This is a genomic window from Streptomyces rhizosphaerihabitans (assembly GCF_025399795.1).
GTDB classification, from domain to species: domain Bacteria; phylum Actinomycetota; class Actinomycetes; order Streptomycetales; family Streptomycetaceae; genus Streptomyces; species Streptomyces rhizosphaerihabitans.
On sequence record NZ_JAODTZ010000004.1, the window covers coordinates 208,560 to 223,357 of the forward strand.

Annotated in this window: 13 protein-coding genes; 3 read left to right on the plus strand and 10 right to left on the minus strand. The window is 72.7% G+C overall.

Going from position 1 to position 14,798, the window contains the following annotated elements:
- Positions 1 to 41: 41 nt before the first annotated feature.
- From N4G66_RS05930 to infC, 4 genes are all read right to left on the minus strand, one after another.
- Positions 42 to 902 (minus strand): TrmH family RNA methyltransferase, encoded by an 861-nt coding sequence (locus N4G66_RS05930; protein ID WP_261702875.1) that lies wholly within the window; start codon positions 900 to 902, stop codon positions 42 to 44.
- 261 nt (positions 903 to 1,163) lie between these two features.
- Positions 1,164 to 1,547, minus strand: a complete 384-nt coding sequence (gene rplT / locus N4G66_RS05935) for a 50S ribosomal protein L20 (protein WP_261702876.1) — start codon at positions 1,545 to 1,547, stop codon at positions 1,164 to 1,166.
- 93 nt (positions 1,548 to 1,640) lie between these two features.
- The gene (rpmI, locus tag N4G66_RS05940) at positions 1,641 to 1,835 is read right to left on the minus strand and encodes a 50S ribosomal protein L35 (protein ID WP_003947156.1); all 195 of its coding nucleotides are present in this window, start codon (positions 1,833 to 1,835) and stop codon (positions 1,641 to 1,643) included.
- Positions 1,836 to 1,941: 106 nt separating this feature from the next.
- Positions 1,942 to 2,703: a translation initiation factor IF-3 gene (gene infC / locus N4G66_RS05945; protein ID WP_261702968.1), complete on the minus strand. Its 762-nt coding sequence runs from the start codon at positions 2,701 to 2,703 to the stop codon at positions 1,942 to 1,944.
- Positions 2,704 to 3,132: 429 nt separating this feature from the next.
- On the opposite strand from infC, the gene N4G66_RS05950 reads away from it, so the two are divergent.
- Entirely contained in the window at positions 3,133 to 3,489 is a 357-nt protein-coding gene (locus N4G66_RS05950) for a DUF1844 domain-containing protein (protein WP_261702877.1), read from the plus strand.
- Positions 3,490 to 3,568: 79 nt separating this feature from the next.
- Here the strand turns inward: N4G66_RS05950 and N4G66_RS05955 are convergent, their stop codons facing one another.
- Positions 3,569 to 4,300, minus strand: coding sequence for an SseB family protein (locus N4G66_RS05955; RefSeq protein ID WP_261702878.1), 732 nt, complete (start codon positions 4,298 to 4,300; stop codon positions 3,569 to 3,571).
- A 149-nt stretch (positions 4,301 to 4,449) separates the two neighbouring features.
- Here N4G66_RS05955 and N4G66_RS05960 point away from each other — a divergent pair, with 149 nt between their 5' ends.
- Positions 4,450 to 5,424 (plus strand): class A beta-lactamase-related serine hydrolase, encoded by a 975-nt coding sequence (locus N4G66_RS05960; protein ID WP_261702879.1) that lies wholly within the window; start codon positions 4,450 to 4,452, stop codon positions 5,422 to 5,424.
- A 126-nt stretch (positions 5,425 to 5,550) separates the two neighbouring features.
- Here N4G66_RS05960 and mycP read toward each other — a convergent pair whose 3' ends face one another.
- Positions 5,551 to 6,948 carry a type VII secretion-associated serine protease mycosin gene (gene mycP, locus N4G66_RS05965; RefSeq protein ID WP_261702880.1) on the minus strand — a complete coding sequence of 466 codons (1,398 nt, stop codon included), beginning with the start codon at positions 6,946 to 6,948 and terminating at the stop codon, positions 5,551 to 5,553.
- The gene (locus tag N4G66_RS05970) at positions 6,945 to 7,847 is read right to left on the minus strand and encodes a hypothetical protein (RefSeq protein WP_261702881.1); all 903 of its coding nucleotides are present in this window, start codon (positions 7,845 to 7,847) and stop codon (positions 6,945 to 6,947) included. The genes mycP and N4G66_RS05970 overlap by 4 nt, the downstream gene beginning before the upstream one ends.
- 2,389 nt (positions 7,848 to 10,236) lie before the next feature.
- Between N4G66_RS05970 and N4G66_RS05975 the strand changes: the two genes are divergently transcribed.
- Positions 10,237 to 11,439 carry an amino acid deaminase/aldolase gene (locus N4G66_RS05975; protein WP_261702882.1) on the plus strand — a complete coding sequence of 401 codons (1,203 nt, stop codon included), beginning with the start codon at positions 10,237 to 10,239 and terminating at the stop codon, positions 11,437 to 11,439.
- Positions 11,440 to 11,574: 135 nt separating this feature from the next.
- Here N4G66_RS05975 and N4G66_RS05980 read toward each other — a convergent pair whose 3' ends face one another.
- The 3 genes from N4G66_RS05980 to N4G66_RS05990 form a co-directional block, all read right to left on the minus strand.
- The gene (locus tag N4G66_RS05980; protein WP_261702883.1) at positions 11,575 to 12,495 is read right to left on the minus strand and encodes a DUF2510 domain-containing protein; all 921 of its coding nucleotides are present in this window, start codon (positions 12,493 to 12,495) and stop codon (positions 11,575 to 11,577) included.
- A 99-nt stretch (positions 12,496 to 12,594) separates the two neighbouring features.
- Positions 12,595 to 13,386: a 3-oxoacyl-ACP reductase gene (locus N4G66_RS05985; protein WP_261702884.1), complete on the minus strand. Its 792-nt coding sequence runs from the start codon at positions 13,384 to 13,386 to the stop codon at positions 12,595 to 12,597.
- Complete coding sequence (locus N4G66_RS05990; protein ID WP_261702885.1) at positions 13,383 to 14,798, minus strand: aldehyde dehydrogenase family protein; 1,416 nt, start codon at positions 14,796 to 14,798, stop codon at positions 13,383 to 13,385. The genes N4G66_RS05985 and N4G66_RS05990 overlap by 4 nt, the downstream gene beginning before the upstream one ends.

Consider the following 14,798-nt stretch of genomic DNA (forward strand, 5'->3'; position numbering starts at 1 on the left):
CCTCTCGTCTGGCGCAGAGGGCCCCCGAGCCCGTCACCCTACTAGCTGCCGGTGACGGAACGGCACCCTGTGGAGGCGCGCTGTGCACGGGCTGACGCGTAGAGACATACGGCCGCGGCCGTGGCCAGGTTCAGGCTCTCGGCCTTTCCGTGGATCGGAACGCGCACGACAGCGTCGGCCAGCGCGCGGGTCTCCTCCGGAAGCCCCCAGGCCTCGTTGCCGAAGACCCAGGCGGTGGGGCCGCCCATGGTCCCCTTGTCGAGTTCGTCGTCGAGGTCGTCCTGGCCCGCGCCGTCGGCAGCGAGGATGCGGACGCCGGCGTCCTTGAGTCCCGCCACGGCCTGCTCGACGGGCACGCCGACGGCGACGGGCAGATGGAACAGGGACCCGACGGAGGCCCGTACGGCCTTGGGGTTGTAGAGGTCGACGGACGCGTCGGTGAGGACGACGGCGTCGGCGCCCGCGGCGTCCGCGCAGCGCAGCACGGTCCCGGCGTTCCCGGGATCGCGGACGTGCGCGAGCACGGCGACGAGCCTGGGTCCGGCCTTGAGGATCTCCTCGAAGGGGGTGTCGAGGAAGCGGCAGATCCCGACGAGGCCCTGCGGGGTGACGGTGGTGGAGATGTCGGCGATGACCTGCTCTTCGGCGAGGTGCACGCGGGCTCCGGCGTGGCGGGCGTCGCCGATGATGTCGGCGTAGCGCTCCGCGGCCTCGACGGTCGAGAACAGTTCCACGAGGGTGGCGGCGCCGTCGGCGCGGTGCGCGGCGGCCTCCCGGACGGCCTGCGGCCCCTCGGCGAGGAACAGCCGCTCCTTGCCCCGGAAGTTCCGCCTGGCGAGCCGCCGGGCGGCCAGGACACGCGGCGAGCGCGGGGAGATCAGCTCGGGGACGGCGGGGGGCATGTTCTGGTTCACCTTCGGTATCTGTGCGGCTCGCACGGCAGCGGGGGCGACTCCGACCCCCCAGGGGCGCGGGGCCCTGTCGATCTGCGGCTCCGCCGCGATGGGGGTCCCCCCTGTTCGAGCGGAGCCGAGAACTCGGGGGAGCGACCGGCCCCCGACGGCCCGCACCCGAACGACTGCCCGTGGGGTCAGCAGCAAAGGACCCGCAGGCCTGAAAACCTGCGGGTCCTTTCGTCACATCGGCTCAGAGCCAGCGCAGCGTCACGCGGCCTTCGGCGCGTTGACGTCCGACGGCAGCGCCTTCTTCGCGACCTCGACGAGCGAGGTGAACGCGTTGGCGTCGTTGACGGCCAGCTCCGCGAGGATCTTGCGGTCCACCTCGATGTTGGCGGCCTTCAGACCCTGGATGAGGCGGTTGTACGTCATGCCGTTCTGGCGGGCCGCAGCGTTGATGCGCTGGATCCACAGCTGACGGAAGTCGCCCTTGCGCTTCTTGCGGTCGTTGTAGTTGTAGACCAGCGAGTGGGTGACCTGCTCCTTGGCCTTGCGGTACAGGCGCGAACGCTGACCGCGGTAGCCCTTGGCCGCCTCGAGGATTGCCCGGCGCTTCTTGTGGGCGTTGACTGCCCGCTTGACGCGTGCCACTTTTTACTCCTTGTAGCGGGGCCGTGGTTGGACTCACACGACCCGAAATCGATTGGGTCCCGGTTCAGACGTGCGGCGCTGGGCGCCGGTACGTCACTTGCCGAGAAGCTTCTTGATCTTCTTGGCGTCGCCCGGGGCCATCTCGGCGTTGCCGGTGAGACGACGCGTCAGACGAGACGACTTGTGCTCGAGCAGGTGGCGCTTGCCGGCGCGCTCACGGAGCACCTTGCCGGAGCCGGTGATCTTGAAGCGCTTGCTGGCACCGCTGTGCGACTTGTTCTTCGGCATAGCGCCGTTCTCTCCTCGTCAGTGGCGTTCCGGTGCCCGGTCGCTGGACCGGGCACGATGGAACGTCATATGTATGGATTGACATCCCGGGGCAGCAGCCCTGGGATCAGGCCTCGGCTGATGCCTCGGCCGGGGCCTCGACGGACGCGGCCTCGGTGGACTCGCCCTCGATGGACTCGCCCTCGGCGGACTCGCCCTCGGTGACCTCGTCCTCGGTGACCTCACCGTCGGCGATGTCGTCATCGGCGGCGTTCTGCGAGCGACCGGGGTTGGCCTTCGCTTCCGCCTTGCGAGCCGCCTGGGCCTCACGGGCTTCGGCCATCGCCTCGGTCTTCTTCTTGTGCGGACCGAGAACCATGATCATGTTTCGGCCGTCCTGCTTCGGGTTCGACTCGATGAACCCGAGGTCCTCGACGTCCGTGGCGAGACGCTGCAGCAGTCGGTAGCCGAGCTCCGGCCTGGACTGCTCGCGACCACGGAACATGATCGTGATCTTGACCTTGTCGCCCTGCTTGAGGAACCGGACGACGTGACCCTTTTTGGTGTCGTAGTCGTGCGGGTCGATCTTCGGCCGGAGCTTCATTTCCTTGATGACCGTGTGCGCCTGGTTCTTGCGCGCCTCACGGGCCTTCATGGCCGACTCGTACTTGAACTTCCCGTAGTCCATGAGCTTGCAGACGGGCGGGCGAGCGCTCGCCGCCACCTCGACCAGGTCGAGGTCGTACTCCTGAGCAAGCTCAAGGGCCTTGGCAAGCGGAACAATCCCGACCTGCTCGCCGCTGGGACCGACAAGTCGCACTTCGGGAACGCGAATCCGGTCGTTGATGCGGGGCTCGGTGCTGATGGATCCTCCTCGGTAGCACCACACGGCGGTCTGGCGGACAGCCGCGTATGTCTCTGATGACATGTGGACCAACCACCGCGGGGCATCAAAAAATGCCCCGGACGGGACACAGGCGGGGCTCCATGGATAACCGGAGCACCGTCGCGGTCAACCGCGGGGCGCACATTCGGGCGACTCCACCGTCCGTACGGAACGGTGGGGGCCGCCTGACCGGGTGACCCGCCGTCCCGGAGGACAGTCGGGTGGGAGATCGGAGCCTCCACTTGTGGGCCGGGGCACATACGTGTCTCCGGCCGGTCGTTACGCAAGGTTAGCAGTTCCGCCGGGTACGCGCTAACCGGCGGCCTCCTCACCGCCGCTCGCCCGGCGGAAGGCTCCGGCGGAAAGTCCCGGCGGACCTGCGGAAGGCTCCCGTGGACGGGGGCGCGCGCGCCGGGGCCTATCGTGTGAGGCATGAGTGACACCCCTCCCCAGAACCCCGACTACGACACCATGACCCGCGACATCGCCGAGGTCCCCGCGGTCGAGGTCATCGTGACAGTCGCCGTGAACCTGATGAGCGCCGCCGCCGTGAAGCTCGGTCTCACCGAGGAGGGCGACGCGTACAAGGACCTGGACGAGGCGCGCAAGCTGGTCACGGCGCTCGCCGGGCTGCTCGACGCGAGCGCGACCGAGATCAGCTCCTTCCACGCGGCACCGCTGCGCGACGGTCTGAAGTCGCTCCAGCTCGCCTTCCGCGAGGCCTCGCTCGTCCCGGACGAGCCGGGCCAGGGCCCCGGCGAGAAGTACACCGGCCCCGTCTACGGCTGACCCGCGACCTCACGTCGTACGGACGCGGCCCCGTCCGCGTCCGTACCGGCGCAGCTACCCGCGTCCGTACAGAGGGCAGCTACCCGCGTACGTACAGGGGCTCGCCCGGAGGCGTCGCCCCGGCCGGCAGAAGTGCCAGGTCGAGGCCGCGCACCAGGCGGGCCCTCAGTGTTTCGTCGGCCGCGAGCCGCTGGGCCACCGCGCGGGCGGTCTCGGCGGGGGCGGCCGACGGGTCGAGCACGAGGGCGAGGGTGCCGTCCGCCGGACCGGGGACGAGATGGGCGCGGACCACCAGGGGCTCGGCGGCGACCGCGGCCCGTACGGCCCCGACCACGGCCGGGTCGGCGAGCGGATCGGCGGTGGTACGTCCCTCGGCGAGCGCCAGCAGCGCGGATCCCGTGAGCTCGAAGGACACCGGCCCGGCCAGGTCCAGCACGATCGTGTCGGCCTTCTCGTGCGCCGCGGCCTCCAGGACCTGACGCAGGCGGGCGGCGACGGGGCGGGCCCCGGGATCCCAGCGGGCCAGCGATTCCGTGGACGTGAAGGCGGGCAGGGCCGTGCGGTTCCCCGCCTTGAGCGTGGGCACCGCCATGTCACTGGTCTTCTCGCGGCGCAGCCCGTTCTCGTCCTCCTCGACCTCGCCGAGAATCGCCACGACGGGCACGAGCAGCCGGGCACCCTCGAGTGCCTCCAGAACCGGCGGTACGGCAGTGCGGTCCGCGGACCAGGCGACGAGCGCCGCGCTCAGCCGCGGATCGGCGGAGCCGTCGTCGTCGGGGAAGCCTGGGTCGGGAATGTTCTTGTTCGCCACGGTCCCCGACCCTATCGGGGGAATGCTGCTGCGCTTGTGCGGCCCCTGAAACCCGGAGTTGACGGAACTCATCGGTTTCTCAGTCTTCCCTGACACACCTCTAACACGCGTCTAACCGCGGACACAGCCCGGCCGTCCAGCATCACCGAATGGACCGTCACAGAGCACGCGGGCGTCGCGCCCGGCCCTCCCGACGCAAGCCTCTCCTCTACACCGTGGTGGCCTCCGCGGTGCTCGTCGGAGCCACGGCGGCCGGGACGGTGTACATGAAGGCACAGGCGCACGACGGCCCGGCCGTCGTATCGTCGGCGGCGGCGGCGACGGCGACGGCATCCCCCTCTTCGTCGCCGGCCGCCGGCGAGGAGGCATCGGTGGAACCCGTGGCGGAGCCCTCCGTGGACCGGGACGCGCTGCTCGCGAAGGCGCTGAAGGCGGTGCCCGTGGCGGACGGCGCGAAGACGGCGGTCGCCGTCCTCGACCTCGACTCCGGCGAGAGCGCCGCCCACGGCGACACCGCCTTCGACACCGCGAGCATCGTCAAGGTGAACATCCTGGCCACGCTGCTCCTCCAGGCGCAGGACGCGGACCGGCATCTCACCACGCAGGAGAAGACGTACGCCACCGCGATGATCGAGAACAGCGACAACGCGTCGGCGACCGCACTGTGGGCCGCGATCGGCCGGGCCGACGGACTCGACACCGCGAACAAGCGCTTCGGCCTGACGGACACGCAGGGCGGCGACGGCGAGCTGTGGGGCCTGACCCAGACCACGGCGAGCGACCAACTGACGTTGCTGCGCCAGGTGTTCGGGGACGACTCGAAACTCAGCGACACCTCCCGGTCCTACCTCCAGGGACTCATGGGCAAGATCGAGACCGACCAGCGGTGGGGAGTGTCGGCCGCGGCCGACGGTTCCCAATGGGCCCTGAAGAACGGGTGGTTGGCGCGCAGCACCACCGGGCTGTGGGACGTCAACAGCATCGGCCGGATCTCGGCCGACGGCCACGACTACCTGGTGGCGACGCTGTCGAACGGGAACTCCACGCAGGCCAAGGGTATTTCGCTGGTGGAAGCGGTGGCGAAGGCCGCACTGTCCGCGTTCCAGGACGCGGCCGAGGACTGAGGACCGAAGGCTGGGGACGGAAGGTCGGAGACGGAAAGCCGGGTGCGGAAGGCCGAGGCCCAGAACTCAGTGCTCAGGGCTCAGGGCTCAGGGCTCAGGGCTCAGGATCCAGGGGTGGGACAGCCGTCAGGACCGGCCGAAGGGGTGCAAGCCTCTGCGGCCGCGCCACAAGAACACCGCTGTCGCCAGCAGGGCCAGGCCCAGGGCGCCCGCGAGCGGACCGGCCCAGTCGGCGGAACTGCCGCCGTTGTCGGGGGCGTCGGGGCCGGTGCCGAAGTACTTCTGGCCGTACGCCGCCGACTTGAGGCCCTGCGGCTTGAGCCGGCCGGCCGCCTCGATGGCGGCGGCGGGGTCGATGAAGCCGAAGCCGCGGGAGTCGTCCCGGCCCCCGGAGGGAACGTTGCGGGCGGTGTCCTCGAGGACCTGCTTGATCTGGGCCGGGGACAGACCCGGGTGGGCGGCCTCGATGAGTGCGACCGCGCCGGAGACGAACGCGGACGCCGCGCTGGTGCCCCAGCCCTCGTAGTACCGGTCGTCCGGGTCCGCGATGACGACGTCGACGCCCGGGGCGCTGACGGTGGCGTACCAGCGACGGGTGGAGAAGGAGGCGTGGGTTCCGTAGCGGTCGACGGCGGTCGCCGAGATCACGCCGGGGTACGCGGCGGGGTACGAGATGTGGTCGCCCTTCTCCCCGCCGTTGCCGGCCGAGGCGACGACGACGGCACCCTTCTTCAGCGCGTACTGGACGGCTTCGTCCTCGGCGGGCTCGGGGTGGGCGGACTTGGAGTCGTCGCCGAGGGAGAGGTTGATGACGTCGGCGCCGTGGTCGGTGGCCCAGCGGATGCCCTCGGCGAGTGCGTTGCCACGGGTGTTGCGGGCCTTGGAGCGGGCCGGGTCCTTGTCTTCGAGAATGACGCGGACGGGCAGGATCTTCGCCTCCGGGGCGATGCCCATGACGCCGTCGGCGTCACCCGGCCCGTGGCCGTGCCCGGCGATGATGCCCGCCATGGCGGTGCCGTGCCGGGCCCAGGTCACGTCACCGCGGCTCGCGCCGAAACCGACCAGGTCCTTGTCCGCGAGCACATTGCCCTTGAGGTCCGGGTGCAGGGCGTCGACGCCGGTGTCGAGGACGGCGACGGTGATGCCCTTGCCCTTGGTCGTACGCCACGCCTGCTGTGTGTGCATCGCGTCGAGGCCCCACTGCTGGGCACGTATCCCGTCGGCGTGCGCCGCGGTCGAGGGCACCAGGGCGAGGGAGGCGGCGAGGACGGCGGCGAGGGCGCCGGACCTGCGGGAGAGCAGGGGCCCGCGGACCGCCGGGGCCGCGCGCGGGGGCCGGGCGCTGTCGGCGGCGGGGGCCGTGCGGAGCGGCCCTGACATCGGACTCCGCCGGACCGGGGCGCGCTCCGCGGCCGCGGTCGTCACTCCGGTCGTGCCGGTCGTGCCGGAGGCTGTGCTCGTACCGGAGGCGCCGGTCGCTCCGGTCTGCTGACTACGGCCGGCGGGGCCGGTGTTGTGGGTCATGAGGGCTTCTCCGTGGCCGAGGTGACGGTCTTGCGGAGGCCTCGCTCGACCCGGTCGGCGAGGCCCTGCGCCTCATGGCCGAGGCCCGCCTGGGCCGGGGCCGTGGTCGAGTCCGGCTTCATCGCGTCGGCGGCGGGCTGCGGGGTGGCGACCGTGCGCCCGTCGGCGAACCCGGAGACCGCGTACACGACGACTGGGGCGTCCGTGAGGACCGCCTCGGTCCAGGAAGCGCGCTGTGCCTTGCCGAAGCCCTCGGCGGCGGTGCCCTTCGCCGCGTAGGGGCGGGGCATCAGGTCGGTGCGCCGGGCCAGGCCCTCCTTGCGGAAGCGGGCCTTCAGGGAGGTCATGCCCGCCGCGTCCGCCTTGGTGAACAGCAGGCCGACGGTGGTGACATGGCTCCGGGTCGCGTCCACGTAGGTGGCACGCAGCAGCCGCAGGCAGCCGACGGGGGCGAGGGCCTGGCGCAGCAGCGGGTCGAAGGCGTCCTTGCAGCCGGAGTCCGGGGCGACGGCGATCCGGGTCCAGGTGCGGTCGGAGCCGCCGGGGCCCGCTCCGTCGCCGCGCACGGTCGGCGGGAAGAGCTGGTCCACCGGCACGCTGTGCCAGAGCTCTCCGGCCGCCGTGAAGGCACCGGGCGAACCGGGTCCGTCCGCGTTGTCGCCGGTGAGCCAACTCCCGGTCACCGCACCGCCGATGAGCCCGAGTCCGAGGACGACACAGGCCGCGGCGGCCACGGTACGGGGCCGGGCCCGCCCACGGAGCGGACGCACCCGCGCGGTGTCGCCGCCGTACGTCTCGGGCTCCGCGAAGGACACGAAGGGGCGCTGCGGGCCCGGGGCTCCCTCGGCAGGCGCTGCCGGCGGGGGCGGGGTGAACGAGGGCGTGACCGCGGAGGGCACAGCGGGCTCCTCGCCCCGTCCAGGCCACAGCCCCCTGCTCGTCTCCGTGAGCCGCTCCCCGGATACGGCGGCCGGCCCTGCCACTCCGGTCCGCGACGACGGCGCGGACTCGGACGGATACAGAGGCTCGGCGGTATACAGCGACTCGGAGGGCCCTGAGAGGCCGGAGGGCCGTGACGGCTCGGACGGGCGGGAGGGTGCGGAGGCGCGTGGGGGCTCTGCCGGACGCGGAAGCTCCGACGGGCGTGCGGACGCGGAGCGCCGCGAGGGGTCGAAGTCGCGCGCCGGATCGGAGGACCGCGAGGGCTCGGACGGCGACGAGGGCTCGGAGGGGCGCGGGGGTTCGAAGGCGCGCCGGGGCTCGGACGGGCGCTGCGGCGCGGCGGGGTGCGACAGCCGGGCGGGACGCTGCCCAGGGCGCTGTGTCCCGCCGGGCCGCGACGGTCCGGCGGGGTGCGGCGCCCCATCGGGACGCGTCGGCTCGGCTGACGCGGGCGGCGCGTCCGGGAAGCGTGCGGAGGCCGCGGGGGGCGGCGGGGTCGACGTCCCCGGCCGCGCCTCGGGGCGCAGACGGGGGAAGCGCCTGGCCTCCGGCCCGGACACGGATGCGGGACCCTGCGAAGCGGCGTCCGACGCGGAGCGCTCCGAGGCCGCCGACGGCGGGGCCGGGCGCTCCGAAGGGGGTGCCGCGGAGCCGTACGGGACGGCTTCCGACGCGGCGCCCGGGCCGGTGGACGCCGTTGCCGTGCTCTTTGCGCCGGACGGTGCGGTACCGGTCGAGGCGGACCGTGGCGCGTCGGCCCCCGGAGTACCGGAAGGGGCTGACCCCGCCGAGGCGGAGGCGGACCACGGCCTACCGGGCGAGACGGACCGCGGCGTACCGGGCACGGCCGACCCGGGCGCGGCTGACGTCGGCCTGCCCGACGAAGCAGAACCCGGCGTACCCGCCGGGGACCCCGGACTACCGGGCGAAGCAGCCCCCGGCCCACCGGGCGAGACCGACCTCGGCCTGCCCGACGAAACAGAACCCGGCGTACCCGCCGAGGACCCCGGACTACCGGGCGAAGCAGCCCCCGGCGTACCGGATGAGACGGGTCGCGGCCCACCGGGCGAGACCGACCCCGGCGCACCCGACGAGACAGGTCCCCGCCCACCGGGCGAGACCGACCCCGACTCGCTGGGCGATGTGGACGTCGGCCTGCCGAACGAGGCTGGTCCCGGTGTTCCGGGGGCAGCCGAACCCGGCGCACCGGGCGAGGCGGACCCGGGCGCACCGGTCGTGGCGGACCCCGGCCCTGCAGGCGCGCGGAACCCCGGCGCACCGTGCGCAACCGGCCCCGCGGCGGACGAGGCGCCCCCCGCCATGCCGGACCACGGCCTGCCGGCAGACGCGGACGCCGATATACCGGACGAGGCCGACCCCGGCTCGGAAGGTGTAGCGGGCCTCGGGGAAGGCGTCGTACCGGATGCTTCGTCCGATTCCGTCGAGGTGTCGAAGAAGTCGAAGGAACGCGGCGGCGAAGGCACCCGCGAGGCCCGTACGGGTCCCGGCGGTGAGACCGGCGCGGAATTCGGCGCGGATGCGGAGGCCGACGGGGAAGTCGCGGTGGCAGTCGGCGCGGAACCGCCTCCGGAGGACCGGAACCCGCCTCCGCCCGCGGACGGTCCGCCCGGCGAACCGGACCACTCCCGCGTCGACGGCGGCCCGAGGGGCTGGGGCGGCACAGACGGAGCCACGCCACGGGGCGGGCTCGCGGGGCGCGGCGGGACCGCCGGGGCGTGGTTGGGCGCGGCGTACCCGAACGCAGACCCGGCCCCGGACGCGGACCCGGACGCTTGCGTGAGCGGCGAGGGATCCTCGGCGGACCAGTCCTCCCCGCCCGACAGGGACGGCTCGGGCGACCGGGCCGGCTTCGGGGGAGTCGGTCCGGCGGATGGGGTGGTCCGAGCGGACCGGGCCGCCGCAGCCGGAGGGGTCGACGGAAGCGGAGGGTGGGCCGGAGCAGCTGGAGCCGGTGGGTTCTTCGGGGCCGACGGGGTCTGGGAGCCCGGCGGGGCGTCGGCAGGTGAGCCGGCAGGGCGCTGGGGATTCGAGGCACGCCGCGCTTCCGTACTCATGCACCCCCCGTTTCCTCGTACCGGGCTGTCGGCCGCCCCGGAGCTCGGCGAGCCGTTTCGTCACGTGCGGAAGAGGATCGCCACGGGCACGCATACCCGCGCCGGTGGACCGTCACCCCGGGCAGGGCCCGCCGGGGCAAGGTCGTTCCTCCCTGCGTCCGCGTCACTCTACGGGTTGACGCGCGTCCGGCGGGAACCAGTACGAGGCCTCGGGGCATCTGCCCGGAACGTCCCCCTACCCTGCGGTAATCGAGTCTGGCAGTCTTCGGTCATGACTGCCCGTGCCGCCGACAGGGCCCGCTATGACCGGGCCACCGCTCACCTCGACGCCCCCGTCGCGATCGTGGACCTGGAGGCCTTCGACGCGAACGCGGACGACCTCGTCCGCAGGGCCGGCGGCAAGCCGATCCGTGTCGCCAGCAAGTCCGTCCGATGCCGCACCCTCCTGGAACGCGTCCTGGACCGGGACGGCTTCGCGGGGATCATGTCCTTCACCCTCGCCGAGTCGCTGTGGCTGGCCAGGTCGGGTTTCGACGACGTCCTGCTCGCCTATCCATCGGCCGACCGCAAGAGCTACGCCGAGCTGGCTGGCGACCCCAAGCTCGCCGCCGCGGTGACCGTCATGGTCGACGACCCGGCGCAGCTCCGTCTCATCGACGAGGCACGCCAGGGTGGCACCGAGGTGGTGCGGGTCTGTCTTGAGCTGGACACCTCGCTCAAGCTGTTCGGCGGCCGGGTGCGGGTCGGAGCGCTGCGTTCGCCGCTGCACTCCCCCGCCCAGGTGGCGGAGATGGCCCGTGCCGTCAAACGCGCCCCGGGGTTCAAGCTGGTGGGGATCATGGCGTACGAGGGCCACATCGCGGGCGTCGGCGACGCGATCTCGGGACGGCCGCTGCGCTCGCGTGCCGTACGGCTGATGCAGGCCACCGCCCGCAAGGAGCTCGCCCAGCGGCGCGCGGAGGTCGTCCGGGCGGTACGGGCCATCGAGCCGGACCTCGAATTCGTCAACGGCGGCGGCACCGGCAGTGTCCAGCACACGGCCGCCGAGGACGCCGTCACGGAGATCGCGGCCGGGTCGGGGCTCTATGTGCCGAGGCTCTTCGACAACTACACGTCCTTCAGCGGACGCCCCGCCGCGCTGTTCGCACAGCCCGTCGTGCGTCGGCCCGGCGTGGGTGTGGTGACCGTGCTGGGTGGCGGATACCCCGCGTCCGGGGCCGCGGGCGCGGACCGGTTGCCCGTCCCGTATCTGCCGGAGGGACTGTCGTACGACCCCCAGGAGGGTCCCGGCGAGGTGCAGACCCCGCTGCTCGGCTCCCCGGCGGACGATCTGCTCATCGGCGACAAGGTGTGGTTCCGGCACGCGAAGGCCGGTGAGCTGTGCGAGCGGTTCGACACCCTGCACCTCGTCGAGGGCGACACGGTCACGGCCGCCGTCCCGACCTATCGCGGAGAGGGCCACACCTTCCTCTGATCCGGGGCCACACCTTCTCCGATCCGGTGAGGGCGACACCTCCGGATCCGGTGAGGGCGGCCCGCTCCGGGTAGCCGGGTAGCCGGGTGCCCGGTACGCCGGTCCCCCGGCCGGGCGGTCACCGTTCGCTTCGACTCACCTCGACGGGCCGACGCTGCTGCCCACACCTCCGCCGGCGTCCTTCTCGCCGACCGAGCGGATCCCCTTGGTGATCCGGTCCATGTCGGACAGCGGCGGCCCGTCGGCGCCGGCGTCGAAGGCGAAGCGGACGATGACCGGGGACTGCGAGCCCACGCTGGACGGGAAGGCCAGCGACTCGACGTAACCCCCGGGTCCCACACCGGTCTTGACCTTCCAGCGCACGAAGTACCCGGCGCGCCCGGCGACGGCGACCGAGCCGGACTTCACCAGCTGGTGGGAGGTGATGCCCCGGAAGGGGCGGCTGCCGACGACGTCGTGGTCGTACGCGCTGTCGGCGGCGTCCTTGATGTCCCCCTCGGCGAGGGCCTTCGGGGACGTCTCGTCGGTGGCCGTGGCCGTGCGCGAGACGACCCGGCCGCGCCGGCACAGACTGGAGTCGCCCGGACAGTCGTAGGTGCCCGGGGTCGTCAGCACCGTGTCGTGGTCGACCACGTACTGCGGTCGTGCCCAGCCGTCGAGGATCGGGAAGGTGATGCCGTCGAGTTCGTCCACGACGACGGCCGGGTCCCCGGCCGACGGCGAGGGACCGGCCGATGACGGGGACGGGCCGTCGGTCCCCGTGGGAGACGCGACGGCCGGCGTGGTCCGTGTCGCGGCCTCGTCGCCGCTGTCGTCGCGGCGCAGCAGCACGGCGCCCGTGACGATCGCGGCGACAAGCACGACGGCGGCCGTCACGAGCGCGACGGCCCTGGCCCGGCCGGAGCCGGCGCCACCGGGCGACCGGGTCTGCATCAGGGGCTGTTGGGGGGCCTCGGGCTGACGCCGGTGGTCGGTCCACGTGGTCCCGTCCCACCAGCGCTCGACGAGCGGGTACGACGGGTCGCGGTACCAGCCGGGCGGAGGCGTCATACTCATCCCGGCACTCTAGGACGTGCCGGGAACGGGCGGTACACGGTGTCCGCCAGGACGGGTACGGCCGGACCGTCCGGCCCCGCGACCCGTACCGCGACGGTCCTACAGGGGCGTGACGTACGCGCCCGAAATGCCTCCGTCCACCAGGAAGTCGGTGGCGTTCACGAAGGAGGAGTCGTCGCTGGCGAGGAACGCGACGGCCGCCGCGATCTCGTCCGCCTCGGCGAAGCGCCCGACCGGGATGTGCACCAGCCGACGCGCCGCCCGCTCGGGGTCCTTGGCGAACAGCTCCTGCAGCAGCGGGGTGTTGACGGGGCCGGGGCACAGGGCGTTGACCCGGATGCCCTCCCGGGCGAACTGGACGCCCAGTTCACGGGACATGGCGAGCACACCGCCCTTGGAGGCCGTGTACGAGATCTGCGAGGTGGCCGCGCCCATCCGGGCGACGAAGGACGCCGTGTTGATGATGGAGCCCCTGCCCTGGCGGCGCATGTAGGGGATGGCGGCCTTGCAGCACAGGTAGACGGAGGTGAGGTTGACCTCCTGGACGCGCTTCCAGGCCTCCAGGCCCGTGTCCAGGATGGAGTCGTCGTCCGGCGGCGAGATGCCCGCGTTGTTGAAGGCGATGTCGACCGAGCCGTAGGTGTCGTACGCCGTCCTGAAGAGCGTCTCGACCTGCTCGGGGTCGGTCACGTCGACCTTGACGAAGGTCCCGCCGACCTCCTCGGCCACGGCCTTGCCGTGCTGCTCGTCGATGTCGCCGCAAACGACGTGGGCGCCCTCGGAGGCGAGCCGGCGCGCGGTGGCGAGGCCGATGCCGCTGGCGGCGCCGGTGATGACGGCGGTGCGGCCGACCAGTCGGCGGCAGATGGTCTCAGGGGTGTCTGAAGTCACTGTGCGGGACCCTCCGTGCTGATGAAGACGTTCTTGGTCTCGGTGAAGGCGGTGAGGGCGTCCGGGCCGAGTTCACGGCCGATTCCCGACTGCTTGAAGCCGCCGAAAGGGGTCCAGTAGCGGACGCTGGAATGGGAGTTGACGGACAGGTTGCCAGCGCGGACGGCCTGCGAGACGCGCAGGGCGCGGCCGATGTCGCGGGTCCAGATGGAACCGGACAAGCCGTAGTCGGTGGCGTTGGCGAGCCGGATCGCGTCGGCCTCGTCATCGAAGGGCAGCACGACGGCGACGGGGCCGAAGACCTCCTCGACGGCCACGCGCGCGTCGGGGTCGACGCCGGTGAGGACGGTGGGCGGGAACCAGAAGCCGGGGCCCTCGGGGGCCTTGCCCCGGATGCCGGGCGCGTCGGCGTCGACATAGGACCGTACGCGTTCCAGCTGGGACCTGGAGATCAGCGGGCCCATCTGGGTCCGCTCGTCGGAGGGGTCGCCGACGACGACGGACTCGACCGCCGGGGCGAGGAGTTCGAGGAAACGGTCGTGGACGGAGCGCTGGACGAGGATGCGGGTGCGGGCGCAGCAGTCCTGGCCGGAGTTGTCGAGGAAGGACATGGGTGCGGCTGCCGCGGCGGCCTCGATGTCGGCGTCGGCGAAGACGATGTTGGGGCTCTTTCCGCCGAGTTCGAGGGTGACCCGCTTGAGGAGGGCGGAGCCCTTCGCCAGCACCTGTTTGCCCACGGCCGTCGACCCGGTGAAGACGATCTTCGCGACACCGGGGTGTTCGACGAGTGCGGCGCCCGCGACGGGTCCCGCGCCGGGCAGTACCTGGAAGAGGTGTTCGGGCAGGCCCGCCTCCAGGGCGAGTTCCGCCACTCGCAGTGCCGTCAGCGGGGTCGTCTCGGCGGGTTTGAGGATGACGGCGTTGCCCGCGGCGAGCGCCGGTGCGGTGCCCCAGGCGGCGATGGGCAGGGGGAAGTTCCAGGGTGCGATGACCCCGACGACGCCGAGCGGTTCGAGGAGGGTGATGTCGAGGCCGCCCGCGACGGGGATCTGGCGGCCGGTCAGCCGTTCCACTCCCCCGGCCGCGTAGTCGAGCAGATCGCGGACGTTGCCCGCCTCCCAGCGGGCGTTGCCGAGGGTGTGGCCGGCCTCGCGGACCTCCAGGCGGGCCAGTTCCTCGATGTGGCCGTCGACGACGGCCGCGAAGCGGCGCAGCAGCCGGGCGCGGTCGGCCGGCGCGAGGGCGGCCCAGCGGACCTGCGCCTTCGCGGCCCGCCCGACGGCGTCGGCGACGTCCTGCGCGGAGGCGGCCGGGACGGTTGCGACGACCTCCTCGGTGGCGGGGTCGAGTACCTGGAGTTCATGGTCGTACGGGGGCGAGGTCTGCGGGTGCGAGGTGTGCGGGTGCGACAA

Excerpts from the sequence above, each read along its gene's own strand:
- N4G66_RS05930 (WP_261702875.1), bottom strand. The coding sequence starts at position 902 with ATGCCCCCCGCCGTCCCCGAGCTGATCTCCCCGCGCTCGCCGCGTGTC.
- rpmI (WP_003947156.1), bottom strand. The coding sequence starts at position 1,835 with ATGCCGAAGAACAAGTCGCACAGCGGTGCCAGCAAGCGCTTCAAGATC.
- N4G66_RS05950 (WP_261702877.1), top strand. The coding sequence starts at position 3,133 with ATGAGTGACACCCCTCCCCAGAACCCCGACTACGACACCATGACCCGC.
- N4G66_RS05960 (WP_261702879.1), top strand. The coding sequence starts at position 4,450 with ATGGACCGTCACAGAGCACGCGGGCGTCGCGCCCGGCCCTCCCGACGC.
- mycP (WP_261702880.1), bottom strand. The coding sequence starts at position 6,948 with ATGACCCACAACACCGGCCCCGCCGGCCGTAGTCAGCAGACCGGAGCG.
- N4G66_RS05975 (WP_261702882.1), top strand. The coding sequence starts at position 10,237 with ATGACTGCCCGTGCCGCCGACAGGGCCCGCTATGACCGGGCCACCGCT.
- N4G66_RS05980 (WP_261702883.1), bottom strand. The coding sequence starts at position 12,495 with ATGAGTATGACGCCTCCGCCCGGCTGGTACCGCGACCCGTCGTACCCG.